This is a genomic window from Banduia mediterranea, assembly GCF_031846245.1.
GTDB lineage: Bacteria > Pseudomonadota > Gammaproteobacteria > Nevskiales > Nevskiaceae > Banduia > Banduia mediterranea.
On record NZ_JAVRIC010000041.1, the window covers coordinates 1 to 16,835 of the forward strand.

The window sequence follows — 16,835 nt, forward strand, 5'->3', positions numbered from 1 at the left end:
CGCCATCAGCTTCGATCACCTCATTTCACTCAAGGGGCTTTGAGAACTTAACAGCCCTGATGAATATGTCGCGTCCGTGCATGACGCGCAGAGCGATCATCATGACCTTGCTCACTCCCGGATCGTCAGCAAATTTGATGATCATGCCGGTGCGCATCTGGATGGCGCCGAGATCGATGCGGATTCACCGGACGAAACGACTGGCAGGTTGCCGTCGCTGAACGCCCTCGCGCTTTTCATTGTCTGCGCCTTTGTTCTGCTGCCCCCCGCCCGAGGAAGTCTTGTCAGGCCTTTCCTGGGCAATCTGTCGCCGCCACGGCGACGCTTGTACGTTCTCCCGCTTTCACAGGCCCCTCCGCTCGCCGCCTGATTGCTACGGCGTTAATGAATGCCCTGCCTTGTGTCAGGGTTGTTGGCCTTCCGACTATCGGCTGAAGCGCTTCTCTCATCCAGTAAACGAGAGGCTCTCCAGCGGGAGACTTCCATGTGGTTCAAACCGGCACATGCCGCCCTGGCGGCATGTCTGTTGAGCGTGTCGGCGCCGATTTTCGGCGCTGATGAATCCAGTATTTCCTTGCGCGAAGCCATCGGGCGAGCCCGCGATCTGCGCCCTGAGTTGAACGGCTTTGTATTCGAACTGCGCGTGCAGGACGCCACGGAAGTTGAAGCCGCGCTGCGGCCTTCCCCAACGGTGGAATTGCGGATCGACGATGCGCTGGGCAGCGGAAGTCGCAGCGGCTTCGAGTCGGCACAGACCACGTTGAGCCTGAGTCAACTGATCGAACTCGGCGGCAAGCGTGATAGCCGGATAGAGGTCGCGAATGCGCAGTCGCAACGCCTGCGCAGCAAGCAGGCAGCGCGGCAACTCGACGTGGTGGCCGAAATCGGGCGCGCTTTCGTCGAAGCGCTGACGCAACAGGCACGTGAAATATCGGCTCAGGACGCTGCGCAGCTCGCACAGCGCGTGAGCGCCGCCGTGGCCGAACGCGTGCAGGCGGCCGTTGCGCCGCCTGCCGAACGTAGTCGCGCAGCGGTCGCTGTTACCGAGGCGGAGCTGACACTCGAAGATGCACGGCATGTCGCAGCCACAAGTCGGTTCTTTCTGGCATCGACAATCGGGCTGGACCGTCCGGACTTCACCCACGTTTCCGGAGAACTCTTTACGCTGGAAGAACTTCCCGACTTCGGAGTCCTGATCGCGCGCCTGGAGGCATCACCGGATTTCCTGCGATTCACCAATGAGGCCCGGCTGAAGCAGGCGCAACTGAATCTGGCACAGAGTCGCCGGCGTGGCGACCTGCGGGCCAGCGTCGGGATGCGTCACTTCCAGCAGGGTGATGATGCCGCACTGGTCGCGGGCATCAGCCTGCCGCTGTTCTCGAACTCCCGTGCGGAACCGGCGATCGCATCCGCCAGTGCCGAACTTGCGCAGGTCGATCAGCAGCGGCGCGCCGCGCTGCTCAAGGCGCGCGCGCAACTGTTCGCGTACTACCAGGAAATGGAGCATGCGCGCCATGTCGTCGCCACGCTGGATCGCCAACTCATTCCCGAGCTGGAGCGGGCACTGGCGCAGACCGAGGACGCCTGGCGTCGGGGACGCTACTCGTTTCTGGAGTGGAGCGAAGTGCAAAAGCGTCTACTGGACGCCCGGCTGAGACGGATCGACGCCGCAGCCGAATATCACCTCAATCGCATTGAAATCGAGCGTCTGACCGGACAAAGCCCGGTAGAAGCCGGAGAAGCCCCATGATCGCCCGCCGCATTCTCGCCCCCATCCTTGCAACGGCCCTATTGCTGTCCGCCTGTTCCGACCCGCAAACCGCAGCGATGCCGGCGCATGGCGAGCAGGCCACCGCCGACTACGAGCGCGGTCCCCATCGTGGCCGCATGCTGCGGGACGGCGACTTTGCGCTGGAGCTGCAAATCTTCGAGGACGGTGTACCGCCTGAGTATCACGCCTATCTGTACCGTGACGATCAAGCACTGCCGCCGGATGCCGCAAAAGTGACAGTGGAGCTGACGCGGCTCGGCGACAGGATCGACCGTTTCGAGTTCGAGCCGCGCGGCGACTATCTGCTGGGCGATGGCACGGTGGTGGAACCACATTCCTTCAGTGTCGCGGTTTCGGCCATCGAGAACGGCAAGACGCATCGCTGGGCTTTCGACAGCTTCGAGGGCCGCGTCACCATTCTTGAGCCGATTGCGCGCGATGCCGGCATCGGAACCGAAATCGCCGGGCCGGCAACGATTGCCGATACGTTGCTGCTCAATGGCCGGGTCGTGCCGAACGAAGAACGGGTAGCCCGCGTGGGCGCTCGCTATCCTGGCCTGATCCGGTCGGTCGCAAAAACCGTGGGCGATAGCGTTTCGCCCGGCGACACGCTCGCATCCGTGGAGAGCAACGACAGCCTGCAACGCTATGCGGTGACTGCCCCGGTGGCGGGCATCGTCATCGAGCGCCACGCCAACGCGGGAGAAGTCGCTGGCGAGGAACCTCTGTTCGTCGTTGCCGACTATCGCTCGCTGTGGGTCGAGCTGTCGCTGTTCCCGCGCGACCTGGCGCGCGTGCAGGCCGGGTTGCCGGTGCGCTTGCGCAGCGTGGACGGTGAACTGGAAACCCAGGGCACGATCAGCCGCGTTGCACCGGCTGAAGGCGAAGCGCACGGAATGCCGAGTGGCATCTACAACGCGCGTGTCGTACTCGACAACGCCGAGGGCCGTTGGATGCCCGGCATGTTCGTACAGGGTGCAGTGCAGATCGGCGAAACCCCCGTGCCGCTGGCGGTCAAGCGTAGCGGCCTGCAGGGCTTTCGTGATTTCACGGTGGTGTTCGAGCAGATCGGCGAGACCTACGAGGTGCGCATGCTCGAACTCGGGCGCCAGGATGAGACCTGGGTGGAAGTGCTCGGGGGATTGCAGGCCGGCGCCCGTTATGTCACGGACAACAGCTACCTGATCAAGGCCGACATCGAAAAGTCCGGCGCTTCCCACGACCACTGAGGCAACGAACATGCTTCAGCGCATTCTTGAACTTTCGATCCGCCGGCGCGTCCCTGTGTTGCTGGCGGCACTGGCATTGTCACTGATCGGCCTGTGGAGTTTTCAGCATCTGAAGATTGATGCGGTGCCGGACATCACCAATGTCCAGGTCCAGATCAACACCGAGGCCGACGGCTACACACCGCTGGAAGCCGAACAACGCATTACCCTGCCGTTGGAAAACGCGATGGCCGGTCTGGCAAGGCTGGAGTACACGCGCTCGCTGTCGCGCTATGGCCTGTCGCAGATCACCGTCGTCTTTGAGGATGGAACCGATCTCTATTTCGCGCGCCAGCAGGTTGCGGAGCGCCTGCAATCCGTTGCGGCCTTGCTGCCGGCGGGTCTGGAGCCACAGATGGGGCCGGCGGCAACCGGCCTGGGCGAAATCTACATGTACACGGTCGATGCCGAACCGGGCGCGGTCAACACCGACGGCGATCCGATCAGTGCAATGGACCTTCGCCAGGCACACGACTGGATCGTGCGTCCGCAGCTACTGCGCGTTGCGGGCGTGGCCGAAGTCAACGCCATCGGCGGCTACGTCCAACAGTACATCGTGCAGATCGACCCTTCACGGCTGCTGGCATACGGCGTCGGTCTCGCGGAGCTGGAAGCAGCGATACAGCGCAACAATGGCAATGTCGGCGCCGGGTATGTGGAACGTCACGGGCAGCAGATGTTGCTGCGAGTGCCGGGGCAGATCGAGGCCGATGCAGCCATTGAAGCGCTCGGCAACGTCGTCATCAAAACGATCTCCGGTGCGCCGCTGCGCGTCGCCGATGTGGCCGAGGTCGTGATCGGTTCGGAATTGCGCGACGGTGCCGCCACGCAGGACGGCCACGAAGTGGTGCTCGGCACGGTGTTCATGCGCATCGGCCAGAACAGCCGCGAGGTGGCACAAGCCGTGGCGCAGAAGATCGACGCCATCGCGCCTTCGCTGCCGCCCGGGATCAAGCTGGTCACCGCCTACGATCGCACTACGCTCGTGGACAAGACTCTGCGCACGGTCGCAAAGAATCTGGTCGAGGGCGCGTTGCTGGTAATCGTGGTGCTGTTCCTGCTGCTCGGCAACCTGCGCGCCGCCGTGCTCACCGCGATGGTGATCCCGCTGACGATGCTGCTGACGATCAGTGGCATGGTGCAAAGCGGCATTTCCGCCAACCTGATGAGCCTGGGTGCACTGGACTTCGGCCTGATCGTCGATGGGGCGGTGATCATCGTCGAGAACTGCCTGCGGCGGCTGGCGCTGGCCGCAAAACCGGGTCAGCGACTGTCGCTGACCGAACGACTGCGCGTTGTCTACGAGGCGACACATGACGTGATCCGACCCGCGCTGTTCGGCGTGTTCATCATCACCGTGGTCTATCTGCCAATCTTCAGCCTGAGCGGGGTCGAAGGAAAGATGTTCCATCCGATGGCGCAGACCGTCGTGATGGCACTGGCGGCAGCGATGCTGCTGTCGATTACGGCCGTGCCGGCGGCCGTAGCGTTGTTCGTGCGCGAGCCGGCACAACATGCAGAGGAACATCAGCAGCCCCGGATCATGCGTTGGGCGCAGCAGGCTTATGCGCCGCTGCTGGACGCCAGCCTGCGAGCGCGCACTGTCGTGGCGTGCCTGGCCGCCTTGCTGGTTCTCGCCACCGGATTGCTCGCCTCGCGTATGGGGTCCGAATTCCTGCCCAGCCTGGATGAGGGCGACATCGCCATGCACGCGCTGCGCATTCCCGGTACCAGCCTGACGCAGGCCGTGGGCATGCAGGCGCAGCTGGAAGCGGCGGTAAAGACACTGCCGGAGGTCGATCATATCGTCGCCAAGATCGGTACCGGCGATATCGCGACCGACCCGATGCCGCCGTCCGTAGCCGACAACTTCATCTTTCTGAAGGATCGCTCCGAGTGGCCAGACCCGCGCAAACCCAAGGCGCAGGTCGTGGCCGAACTGGAAGCCGTGGTCAGGAAAATTCCTGGCAACAACTACGAGTTCACCCAGCCGATCCAGATGCGTTTCAACGAATTGTTGTCGGGCGTGCGCGCGGATGTCGCCATCAAGGTGTATGGCGACGATCTCGAACAACTCGCCGCGATCGGTCAGCAACTCGAAGGCATTGTTGGCGCGGTGCCTGGCGCACAGGACGTCGCCTTAGAACAGGTCACCGGCCTGCCCGTGTTCAGCGTGCACCCGCAACGCGACGCGCTGGCCCGCTATGGGCTCGATGTGGCGGACCTGCAGGAGATCGTGTCGGCCGCCTATGGCGGCCAGGCCGCAGGCCGGATTTTCGACGGTGACCGACAGTATCCCGTCGTGCTGCGTTTGCCCGAGGCGCTGCGCCAGAATGTCGATGCGCTCGAACGCCTGCCGGTGCCATTGCCAGCCGGCGGCTATGTGCCTCTCGGTGAAGTGGCGACGTTCGAGCTGGCGCCGGGGCCGAACCAGATCAACCGCGAAAGCGGCAAGCGGCGCGTAGTCGTCACCGCCAATGTGCGTGGGCGCGACCTCGGCGGGTTCATCGACGAACTGCGTAGCCGCGTTGCCCGAGACGCCGAACTGCCCGCAGGCTACTGGGTCGATTTCGGCGGCACCTTCGAGCAGTTGCAGTCCGCCAGCCGGCGGCTGGCGATTGTCGTACCCGTCACGCTGGCACTGATCGTTGGCTTGCTATGGCTCGCCTTCGGTTCGATGCGCGACGCGCTGCTGATCTTCACGGGGGTGCCCTTGGCACTGACCGGCGGCGTGCTGGCCCTCTGGCTGCGCGACATTCCGCTGTCCATATCAGCCGGCGTCGGCTTCATTGCGCTGTCCGGCGTGGCGGTGTTGAACGGACTGGTCATGATCAGTTTTATCCGCAGCCTGCTTGTGGAGGGCAAGACCATCGACGAAGCGATCCACGAAGGCGCGCTGACGCGCCTGCGCCCCGTGCTCATGACCGCGCTGGTGGCGGCACTCGGCTTTGTGCCGATGGCCTTCAACACCGGCATCGGTTCAGAGGTGCAGCGCCCGCTGGCCACGGTCGTCATCGGAGGCATTCTGTCGTCCACACTGCTGACCCTGTTGGTACTGCCTGCGCTGTACCGGATGTTTGCACGCGCTTCATTCCGCCAGCCGACCGAGCGGCACGTCCCCGATCCCATTGCCCGTTGATCGGCTCATCACAGGAGTAATCGAGATGAAGTTGTGATGTCCATTGCCTTTACCGCCGTACTGTTGAGCGCTACCGCCCTGCCTGCACTGGCGCCTCCCGAACACGATCACGCCTTCGAGCCGAAGGTTCGGCTTCCGTAGTCATACATCTATGCCTTCACCAGCTTCGCAGCCCTGGGATCATAGATGTAGCCGGTGATGCTGCCATCCTTGATGCGCGCGACGGCCTCGTCGATGACGAACATCGGAACCAGAAACCATTCCTCGGGCTGCACGGGATGGCCGAAGCGGTCGTTGATGGTGATGTGCAACCGCGCGGGCGCGAACAGCCTGTGGAACAGGTTCTCCATCCGGCAGCGGTTGATGCCCGCGAGTTTGTAGGTCGCCACCACTTCGACCTTCGCCAGCAGGTAGGTGGCATCGTGTTCGGCGTTGGCGATGCGCGTCTCCACCCGGCCGCCGGTCACGCCCAGCTTGTGGATGATGTCGCGGTGCTGCGCAACATAGGGATGATCGGACAGCGAACGCAGCACGTAGATCGTGCCGCTTTCGACATCGTCGGCCTCAAGCTCGCCGCCGAAGGAGAGTTGTCCGCTCTCGGGCGAGGCCAGCCGCCGCGCGGCGGGGTCGTCGTAGAACGCGCGCTGCAGCGAGCGCAGCAGCAGATTGCTCTCGGTGCCGTTGGCGAAGACGAGGCGCAGGCGGCGATCCACTTCGCCGGCGGTGGTTTTCAGTGGCTCGCCCACCTCGGCGACGTAGAGCGTGATGCCATCGAGGACGAAAAAGTCCCCGGCCTCAATCGCACGGCGGCCCGCCGCTATGGGCTGGGACTGGCGCAAGCCGGTCTTGACTTCCGTCGCGACGCGCTCGAACAGTGGCTTGAACGCCTCGAAGTCCTCGCACGGCTTGCGATCGGCGATCTCCTCGGCGGCGCGCTTGTCGGCGCTGGTGCGGACATGGCGCAGCACCCTGATGTCGTCCGCGCTGGCGACGCCCGCCAGCTCGGCGGCGAGGTCGTCGATGTCGATGGTTGCCTCCGCCGCAGGGGCAGGCGCCCCGGCAAGCAAGCCCTGATGATCCAGCGGCTCCAGCAAGGCGCGGCAATCGGAGAGTGCGCGCAAACGGTCCAGACGTACCGCGTAAAGCCGCTCGAAGATGTCGCGGTCTTCACCGTGCTGCGGCGCGCGGCCGTGTTTCTCGACAAAGCGCTGGATTTCCTCGAAGCCCGCGATGACGCGCTCCTCGCTGGCCGGGCGTCCGCCCTTCTTCTCGGGCGGCGCGAACTCGGCAAGCTCCGCGGCGAGTGCGTCGAGATCGGCGTCACTCATAGCGTCCCTCCGCCCTGTAGCGCATGAAGGCGGCCGCGCCTTCGGCCATGCGTCGCTCCCAGGCATCCTGGGAATCGAGCGCGGGAATGCGTCCGCGCTCCTTCTTGAACTGGACGGCGCGAACGGCCATCTGCTTCGCCTCGTCCGGCGTCAGGCTCGTGCGCTTGGCCGCAATGGCCGCCGCGACCTGCTTCAAGCTGTCCTCGCTCATGGTCTTGGCGAGGATGGCGTAAGCCTCGCCGAAGGGGTTGATGCGGTCGATCAGGTCGATGTCCAGCTCGCGCACGTCCATCGCGAAGCGGCGCACGCCCTCGATCAGGGCGGTGTTGGGCGACCCGTCGGCCTCGCCTTCACCCTGGCCTTCGCCCGCACCTTCGGTGACCAGCCGCTTGGCCTGTTGCGTGAGGTTGAGGGCGGCGACGGCATGCTCGCGCACGGCCTCCTGATCTTCGGCGTCAAGCTCGGGATACCTGTCCTTGATGATCTTGCCCATGCGCACCTGCGTCAGCTCCTCGGGCACCAGCTCCTCATCGAACAGGCCGCGCTCGATGGTGGGCTTGTCCTGCACGAAGGCCGCGATGACTTCGTTCAGGTCTTCCTGACAGATGCGCGCCGCTTCCTTGCTTTTGGGCTCGGCGAGGCCCTTGATCTCGATCTGGAACGCCCCTGTCTGCTCATTGATGCCGACATTGCAGCGATCCGGGTCGTAGCCGCCCTCGCCGTAGTCAAAACCCGGCGCCGGGCCGCTGTCGGGGTTCTTGGGCTTGAACTCGAAGCGCGGGGCAAGAACCTGCTCCATCAGCAGGCTGGCCGCGATGGCCTTCAAGGTGTCGTTGACGGCCTCGGTGACAGCCTCCTCGGTCGCATCTACCGCAGCGATCAGGTTGGTGAACCGCGCGCGGGTCTTGCCGGACGCGTCGCGGGTGGCACGGCCGATGATCTGCACGATCTCGGTCAGGCTGGCGCGGTAGCCCACGGTCAGCGCATGTTCGCACCAGATCCAGTCGAAGCCTTCCTTCGCCATGCCCAGCGCGATGATGATGTCCACGTGGTCCCGGTTGTTCTTCTGCGCCGGGTCCTTGAGCGCGGCGGACACGCGGTCGCGCCTGGCGGCATCGTCATCGACCAGATCGGCGATGCGCAGCACCCGGCCATCGGGGCGTTTGACTAGCTGGAAACCAGTCGCGGGGTCTGATCCTTGCCAATCGCCAAGCTCGCCGAGAATGTGTTCCACCTCCTTGATCTTGTCCTTCGTGCTCTCGCGCGAATTGACGTTGGGGATGTGGATGATGGTCTTCTCGGCGGGATTGAGGACATTGAGGATGTCGTCCACGTAGGAGTCGCTGTAGAAGAAGTAGCCGATGTCGAGCTGCTTGAGGTACTCGTAGCCGTTGAGCTGTTCGTAATAGGTGTAGGTGACGGTATCGAACTTCGATTCGTCCGACGGCGCAAGCACGGCTTCGGCGTCGCCCCGGAAGTAGGAGCCGGTCATGGCGACGATGTGCGTCTTGCCGCGCGCGAAGAACTGCCCCAGGTGCAGGCCGAGCCTGTTGTCCGGGTTGCTTGAGACGTGGTGAAACTCATCGACCGCGAGCAGGCGGTCGTCGAACGCCGCCACGCCGTAGGCATCGACCGCAAAGCGGAAGGTCGCGTGGGTGCAGACCAGCACCTTGTCGTCGCCTTCGAGGAACGCGCCGAGCGCCTTGACCTTGCCGCCGTTGTCGTTGCCCGGCGCGTTGCACAGGTTCCACTTGGGTTCGACGTGCCAGTCGGCCCAGAAGCCGTACTTCGACAGCGGCTCGTCATTGAAGCTGGCCCCGATGGACCTCTCGGGCACGACGATGATGGCCTGCTTGATGCCCTGGTTCTTGAGCTTGTCGAGCGCCACGAACATCAGCGCACGGCTCTTGCCCGACGCGGGCGGCGATTTGATGAGCAGGTACTGCTCGCCGCGCTTCTCGTAGGCCCGCTCCTGCATCGGCCGCATCCCCAGCGCATTGGCCCTGGTCGATGCGCCGTTGCGGGCGTAGGTGACGGAAACGGAGGGAGCATGATGGCGGTCAGACATCTCCACCTCTGCCAAGATCAAAGTCAAAATAGACGGCACCGATCAAAACGCGATCAAGTGGGCTAGCGGATGCGCTCAGAGCGCAATTCATTGCTATTGCAGAATATTCAAGTAGTGCACCCATCACTCTCCTCCTCACCAATCAAAACCCGATCAAAACTTTCCACGAACATCATGCCCAGAACGGAACATAGCCCGCCCTGGGATGAGCGGGGTCGGCAGGGCGTATCAGTCCCGCTTTTTGGCATTCCCTGATGATCACCGAGGCTTGGGCGGCGTTTTTCGGATCGATACCGAAACGCTCGCACAAGGTGGCGTTTTTCATGCGCTCGCCGCTCACGAACTTCAGGGCTGCGTGTTGATAGCAGGCCCTGATTCGCTCATCCCGGGTCATTTCGGCGAACCGGCGTGGCGCGAACAGCTCCGCACGCACCGAATCGCCTTCGGTCCGGAAATCCGGCGGTGGCATCTGATGCAGCTCGACGGCACGGATCACCTTGTCAATGCCCGTTCCCTGCTCTTCGCACAAGCGCATGCGCCGCATCATCGATGCCAGCGCCTCGTTGCGAGACCTTGGCGGTAGATCCAGAAAACGATCCGGACTCACCAGAGGCTTACCTGGGTTGGTGATTTCCATCCGGTCGGCGAAAAGCTCGATCAGTGGACCCGCCCCGCCGACCGTCATGTCCTGATGAATCAGCGCATTGGCCACCAGTTCACGAATCGCGATGGAGGGGTAAAGCGGCTGATCTTCACGGAACGCCTTGCCGATGTGCTCGTTCCTCGGCAAAAGGCCGTCGATGTAGTCAACCAGTCCCTTGAAGCCCGACGCATAACCACGTTGCCCGTCCTGCCGGTGCGTAACGGTGTCGGCCCGGTTCGTGCCGCCATAGGCAACGAAGCGAACCGCCTTGCGCGCCATCGCGGGCGAAAAATCGCTCAGGCGCTTGGCCAACAGCACAGCGCCCAGATTGGTGATAATCCAGTGACCGCCCGCATCGGGCAGAACCAACCTATCGGCGGCCAGTCTCTCGAAGATGCCCGCCCGGTTGTCCGGCAAGGGTTGTGCGGTCAGATCGAAATAACAGGCATAGTCGAGTCGCGCCAATACCTCGTCACCGGTGAGGAACTGCTCAGCAACTCCTGTTTCCCAGACATGCGGCTGCAGTTTTGTCCAAAGCGCACGCAGTCGCTCCGAATGATCCGACAAGCGCGGTGTTGCGCTACCGATACGTATGTAGGCCGTTCTCTCAAACTCCACCGGCGCATTGGTTGCCGCCGGAATGCGCAGCAAAACCAAACGGGTGCCGTGGTAATCGATGACATCGAACTGGAACGCAATGGCTGGTTGTAGCCGTTGCGCCAGCCAAAGTTCCAGTGGCTGGCCGTTCTCCTTGCGGGTGCTGGGCTCAAATGTCGTACCGATTGCGGCATGATCGCCATCGCGCACGCCCCAAACCACATACGCAAAATGCTCATCGGCCATGCGGGCGGAATTGGACAGGGCCGAGATCAGCTTGCCAATCATCGGTGCGTCGTCGTTGTCCTTCTTGAACTCGACCCAGGGCGTCTCGGCGGGCAACTTGCGCAAGTCGTCAACAAGGGCAAGGGTGCGTGCATGGATTGTCACCGTTTGCGACCTCCGCTTTTGACCCGAGGTACAGCCGCAGCGGTCATTTTGATGTACAGATCGAACAGCTTCTCCAGCCGCTCGGTGTCGTTCCTGAAGCGCCGACCGATGTCGATGCACTCCAGCGCTTCGTCGTTGCGATCATGGGCGGCGCGCAGGTCGGCGGCCATGTTCTCGGGGTCGTACAGGTCCGCGATGGTGTCAGGGAAGTGCCGCTCCCGCGCCAGCAGGATGCCCTCGGCGCAGCGCGTGAGGTCGGCCTTGTTTTTCTCGGTCAGCGTGGGCACCGGGAAGGTGTTCCAGCCGAGGGTATTGGAATAGCGGAAATCCGTTTTCAGCTTGCCGCAGACGGTGGCGATCCAAACGAGGTGCGTTCTTGAGGCGATCACGGCAAGGTGCCATAGCGGCTCGTCGTTGAAGCTGGCCCCGATGGACTTCTCGGGCACGACGATGGTGGCCTGCTTCAAGCCCTGGTTCTTGAGCTTGTCGAGTGCCACGAACATCAGCGCACGGCTCTTGCCCGAGGCGGGCGGCGACTTGATGAGCAGGTATTGCTCGCCGCGCTTGTTGTAGGCCCGCTCCTGCATGGGCCGCATGCCGAGCGCATTAGCCCTGGTCGATACTCCATTGCGGGCATAAGTGACGGAAACGGAGGGAACGGCGCGCTGCCAGGTGTCGTTATCGATCATGATTCATCGTCCGCTTTGGCTGTACCTGCAGCATTTCCCATCAATTCCTGTTCGATCTGTTCGATGCTTGGCAAATCGGTCGCCAGTTCCGGCGGCAGGGATTCAATCAGCTTGTATTCCGCCACGCCCAGTGGTTGATTATTCTGGCGCAGCGCGTATTCGGCCACGACCTTGTTCTTGCTCTTGCACAGCAGCAGGCCGATGGTCGGGTTGTCCTGCGGGTGTTTGACCTGCTCATCCACGGCCGTCAGGTAGAAGCTCAATTGCCCCAGATGCTCGGGCTTGAACTTGCCGCCCTTCAGTTCGATGACCACATAGCAGCGCAGCTTGAGGTGGTAGAACAGCAAATCGATGAAAAACTCGTCGCCGCCCACGTCCAGCAGCACCTGCCGGCCGACGAAGGCGAAGCCAGCACCCAGTTCCAGCAGAAATTCAGTGACGTGCTTGACCAGCGCATTCTCGATGGCACGCTCACCCGCTTCGCGGCTCAAGCTAAGAAAGTCGAAGCGATACGGGTCTTTCAGGGATTCGCGCGCCAGGTCCGACTGCGGCGCAGGCAAGGTGGTTGAAAAATTGGTTGCCGCTTTGCCGCTACGCTCCAGCGAACGGGTTTCAATATGGATGTTCAGCACATTGCGCGACCAGCCGTGCGCAATGGCGCTTTCGGCGTAGGCCAGCCGCTGTGCCGGGTCTTTCAACTGCGACAGCAGCACGAGGTTGTGGCCCCAGGGCAATTGTCCAACAGCCTGTTGGACAATTTGCTCGTCGGGCCAGGCCGCCGCGAACGCCCGCATGTACATCAGGTTGGCGCGGGAAAAGCCCTTCATCTCCGGGTAAGCCGAGCGCAAGTCCTGCGACAGCCGCTCGATGACCTTTGCCCCCCAGCCCTGTTCGGCCTGCCGCGCCAGGATGTCGCGCCCGATCTGCCAATAAAGCAGCACCAACTCGCGGTTGACCGCCAGCGCGGCGCGTTGCTGGGCGGTGTGGATGCGGGTTTTCAGGTCAGCCAGCCAGTCGGCGTAGCCTTCGGGCGCTGGTGTCAGCTTGACGGGTTTGTCGCTCATGCCTTGACTCCCGCCCTGCGCTTCTTGCCCTTGGTCAGTGCAGTCGAAGCGGTCATCTTCGTATAAAGCTCGAACAGCTTCTCCAGCCGCTCGGTGTCGTTTTTGAAGCGGCGGCCGATGTCGCCATACCCAAGTCCCCCCTGTTTCCCACCTGGAATCACGACCCGATCAACACCTGTCTGAACTAGAATGACCACGAACAGACCGGAGTCTTGCCCATGCCCGCCCAGCCGACCCCGCGCAAACGGCCCAGCCGCGAGGCCATTGTCCGCGCCGTGGCCAGTTCCACCGCCATCGAAACCGGCGAACGCATCGCCGACATCGAAGCCAGGTTGCGCAATCGCCAAACGAACGCCGCTCATCTATCCCTTGCCCTCACGCATCCTGCGCGGCCAGCGCAACGCTGACCAGCCCGCGCATCGGTGCGTAATCCCGGCCCATGCCGCACTGGATGGCCGAAAAATAGGCGGTCTTGTCAGCATCCCAACGGCTGTAGTCCAAGGGTCCGCGCCCGGCCTGCACGGCCATGACATCCGCCAGCAGGCGCGACAGCCTGCCGTTGCCCTCACGAACCGGGTGAATCAGGACCAATTCCACATGACAGATGGCAATGGCCTCGGCAAGCGCGTCATCGTCCATGTTTTCGCAAGGCGTGTAGCAATGCAGACAATCGCGCTCGAATTCCGCCAGTAAACGCGGAATCTGAGCCGCCACCGCGAAGTGAAAATCGCCTTTGGCCAGATTGACGCTGCGCACCTGCCCTGCCCAGTCGTACAGGTTGCCCAACCACAGCCGATGCCATTCCATCAGGTCGGCCACGTCCAGGCGACGCTCGGGGAACTGATCGCCCATCAGCCATTCATACAATTGCAGCAGCAGCGAAAGCTCGGCTTCATCCATCTGCGTCGGGTCGGTGATGCCCGGTGTATTGCGCAACACCTGAGCGTTCGAGCCCGGTTGCATCTCGGCCTGCGAACTCCTGGCACGATAGTGGTTGCTGCTCATTTGGCGGTCAGCTCCCGCTGCCCGGTATTGTCCGCCGCATTCTTGCGCGAGCGCGAACCCGCCCCTTCACCCCGTTTGCGGGGAGAGGCTTGGAGTGAGGGGCGTTTTGCCGCCTCCGCCGTCATCCTCGTATAAAGCTCGAACAGCTTCTCCAGCCGCTCGGTGTCGTTCCTGAAGCGGCGGCCGATGTAGATGCGCTCCAGCACTTCGTCGTTGCGATCATGCGCCGCCCGCAGGTCGGCGGGCATGTTGTCGGGGTCGTACAGGTCCGCGATGGTGGCCGGGAAGTGATGCTCCCGCGCCAGCAGGATGTCCTCGGCGCAGCGCGTGAGGTCGGCCTTGTTTTTCTCGGTCAGTATCGGAACGGGGAACGTGTTCCAACCGAGGGTGTTGGAATAGCGATAGCGTGTCTCCAGCTTGCCGCAGACGGTGGCGATCCAGACCAGGTGCAGGCGGCTGGCGATGAGGGCCATGTTCCAGAGGGGGGCATCGTAGAGAGCGAAGGCGAGGTTGCTGACTACCGTTCCGGCAGGTTCATAACCACAAGGCAGGTACTCGCGGGATTCGGACGATACGCTAGGGACAACAAGAGTTGCGTTCTTTCCAATGAACATTCTTTGGAACTGATGTGCCCTTCCAGCGATGTCCCTCGCGGTCTTACCGCCATTGAGCCGCAGATCTCGTACACCACAAATGCGTTGAGCAAGAGGGGCGATTGTATGTGCTTCGGTCAAGTGCTGATCTTCGATCCACAGGCAGTAGCGCTCCAAGCCGCGAATAAACTCAGCCGAACCGACAATCCTGCGGACAAACCGGCGTTGTTGTGCAGGCGTAAGTTGTAGCGCGTCGCGCTCGTCCCGTGAGAGCAGCAAGAGACCACCGTCTATCGGCGTGTTTCCGAAAGTCATTTCGCTAATCTCGGATAAAGGCTGACCGGCCTTTTCCACGATGACGCTTTCGCCTAATGCCAGATACGCATTGATGTGTGAGCCTTGACGCTCGATGGTGTTTCCCGAGCGATCCAAAGAGAACAGACGCCTCGGACTACGGGGTTGTGTCGTGATGCCAACAATTGCCACGGTCACGCCAGCGTTGTGGCTGGCAAGATTAGCCCAGCGGAAGGACGTATGGGCAAATTCGATTTGACAACCACTGGTAAAGATTGCTGGCCACAAGACTGGAACCTGCAATCCTTGGCAGATGGAGTTAGTGGTAACGAAAGCGGCAATGGATCTTGTGTTCGTGCAGTAGTCGGTCGCCTTCATCAACCATCCGGCGACATAGTCAAGAGACTTCCAGTTTCCGACTCGCTTGTCGAAAAGAAGGCGTAGATCAGCTTTTTGCTCGTCTTTCTGATCTCGGGAGCCAAGATACGGCGGGTTCCCACAGATGTATGTCTCGCCTCCCTCGTTCTCGAAGTCGATCTCTGCCTGATCGAGCGGAGAACCGAACAAATCATCAGCCTGCACCTTCACGCCGACGCCAGTCGGCGGGCAAATGCTCAACCAGTCCAGCCGCAGCGCGTTGCCGCAGGTGATCCAGTTTTCATTGCGCAAGGGCAGGAACTCGGCCAGCGCCAGCTTCTGGCCCCGGTACAGCACGTCGCACTGATACTCGGCAATGACCAGCGCGAGGCGGGCGATCTCCGCCGGGAAATCGCGCAGCTCGATGCCGCGAAAGTTGGTGAGCGGAATGTCGGACGCGCGATCCGGCTCGCCGCGCCGCCGGTTGAGCTCGGCCTCGATGGCGCGCATCTCCTTGTAGGCGATGACCAGGAAATTGCCCGAGCCGCAGGCCGGGTCGAACACCCTGATCTTCGCCATGCGCTTGCGCAGGTTGAGCAACATGCGGGCGTTGTCGCCCGCTTCCGCCAGCTTCGCCCGCAGGTCGTCGAGGAACAGCGGGTTCAGCACCTTCAGGATGTTGGGGACGCTGGTGTAGTGCATGCCCAGCTCGCCGCGCTCCTCATCCTCGGCGACGGCCTGGATCATCGAGCCGAAGATGTCCGGGTTGATGCGGGTCCAGTCCAGCCCGCCGACGTGCAGCAGGTAGGAGCGGGCGATCCTGCTGAAGCGCGGCGCCTCGATGCTGCCGGAGAACAACTGGCCGTTGACGTAGGGGAAGTCTTCGGCCCAGCGGGGAACCCCGGCAGTGGGCCGATCCTCCTTCTGCGTGTTCATCGCCAGGAATAGCGTGCCGATCACATCATGGGTGTTCGACGAATCTTTCGCGCTCATCTGCGCAACCGTCTCGGTAAAGCGGCCCTTGCCGATGAAGATGTCGGTGTCCTCGGCGAAGAAGCAGAAGATCAACCGCGCCATGAAGTGATTCATGTCGTGGCGACGCTGCGCCGTGCCCCATTCGGGGTTGTCCTTCAGCAGCTCGACGTAGAGGCGATTGAGCCGGCTGGTGGCGCGGATGTCGAAGGCGTTTTCGCTGATCTGGCGGACGGTGCTGATGCCCGCCAGCGGCAGGAAGAAGCCGAAGTGGTCGGGGAAGTCCTTGAAGGCGCAGGCGACGGTCTCGCCGCTGCTCAGTTCTTCGGCCTCGAAGTCCGCGCCGTCGGTGGCGAGGATGAATTTCGCCTTGGCCTTGACTGTGGCCGGGCTGGCCTTGAGCGCGGCCAGCGTCTGCGTCACCTGCCCTGCGTCGCAGGTCAGGATGTGGATGTTGCTGGTCTGGAGCACGCCGCCGAGGTCGGACTTGTTCGACGCCCCGGCGCGCAGGCGTTTGATGGTCGTCGCCTTGTTGCCGAAGGCTTCGAGGAAAGCGTAGGGGAACTGTGCGGGGTCGAACGGCTGCTCCGCGAGGTCGGTGATGGCTTGTTCGATTTCTACGGCGTTCATGGCTTTCCTTCCAATGCGGCCTTTTTT

General features: G+C 62.6%; 11 protein-coding genes and 1 pseudogene. 4 read left to right on the forward strand and 8 right to left on the reverse strand.

What is annotated here, in order from left to right; all coding sequences use genetic code 11:
- From RM530_RS17870 to RM530_RS17885, 4 genes are all read left to right on the forward strand, one after another.
- Window positions 1-221 (forward strand): hypothetical protein (locus RM530_RS17870; RefSeq protein ID WP_311366625.1); only part of this gene is annotated, 221 nt, incomplete at its 5' end.
- Window positions 222-484: 263 nt separating this feature from the next.
- A complete protein-coding gene (locus RM530_RS17875) occupies window positions 485-1,750 on the forward strand; it encodes a TolC family protein (protein WP_311366626.1) in 1,266 nt (421 codons plus the stop codon).
- A complete protein-coding gene (locus RM530_RS17880) occupies window positions 1,747-3,000 on the forward strand; it encodes an efflux RND transporter periplasmic adaptor subunit (RefSeq protein WP_311366627.1) in 1,254 nt (417 codons plus the stop codon). Before RM530_RS17875 ends, RM530_RS17880 begins: the two co-directional genes overlap by 4 nt.
- 10 nt (window positions 3,001-3,010) lie before the next feature.
- Complete coding sequence (locus RM530_RS17885; protein WP_311366628.1) at window positions 3,011-6,178, forward strand: efflux RND transporter permease subunit; 3,168 nt, start codon at window positions 3,011-3,013, stop codon at window positions 6,176-6,178.
- A gap of 149 nt (window positions 6,179-6,327) precedes the next feature.
- Here the strand turns inward: RM530_RS17885 and RM530_RS17890 are convergent, their stop codons facing one another.
- The 8 genes and pseudogenes from RM530_RS17890 to RM530_RS17925 form a co-directional block, all read right to left on the reverse strand.
- Window positions 6,328-7,506 (reverse strand): GIY-YIG nuclease family protein, encoded by a 1,179-nt coding sequence (locus RM530_RS17890; RefSeq protein WP_349256280.1) that lies wholly within the window; start codon window positions 7,504-7,506, stop codon window positions 6,328-6,330.
- Entirely contained in the window at window positions 7,499-9,574 is a 2,076-nt protein-coding gene (locus RM530_RS17895; protein WP_311366630.1) for a DEAD/DEAH box helicase, read from the reverse strand. The genes RM530_RS17890 and RM530_RS17895 overlap by 8 nt, the downstream gene beginning before the upstream one ends.
- Window positions 9,575-9,746: 172 nt before the next feature.
- A complete protein-coding gene (locus RM530_RS17900) occupies window positions 9,747-11,204 on the reverse strand; it encodes an ATP-binding protein (RefSeq protein ID WP_311366631.1) in 1,458 nt (485 codons plus the stop codon).
- Window positions 11,201-11,617, reverse strand: a pseudogene (locus RM530_RS18855) (type IIL restriction-modification enzyme MmeI); the annotation flags it as partial. The gene RM530_RS17900 and the pseudogene RM530_RS18855, both read right to left, overlap by 4 nt.
- A 272-nt stretch (window positions 11,618-11,889) precedes the next feature.
- Window positions 11,890-12,957, reverse strand: a complete 1,068-nt coding sequence (locus RM530_RS17910; RefSeq protein ID WP_311366633.1) for a PDDEXK nuclease domain-containing protein — start codon at window positions 12,955-12,957, stop codon at window positions 11,890-11,892.
- Complete coding sequence (locus RM530_RS19115; protein ID WP_311366634.1) at window positions 12,954-13,319, reverse strand: hypothetical protein; 366 nt, start codon at window positions 13,317-13,319, stop codon at window positions 12,954-12,956. Before RM530_RS19115 ends, RM530_RS17910 begins: the two co-directional genes overlap by 4 nt.
- Before the next feature lie 13 nt (window positions 13,320-13,332).
- Window positions 13,333-13,962, reverse strand: coding sequence for a Fic/DOC family protein (locus RM530_RS17920; RefSeq protein WP_311366635.1), 630 nt, complete (start codon window positions 13,960-13,962; stop codon window positions 13,333-13,335).
- Entirely contained in the window at window positions 13,959-16,808 is a 2,850-nt protein-coding gene (locus RM530_RS17925) for a class I SAM-dependent DNA methyltransferase (protein ID WP_311366636.1), read from the reverse strand. The genes RM530_RS17920 and RM530_RS17925 overlap by 4 nt, the downstream gene beginning before the upstream one ends.
- Between the last annotated feature and the right edge of the window lie 27 nt (window positions 16,809-16,835).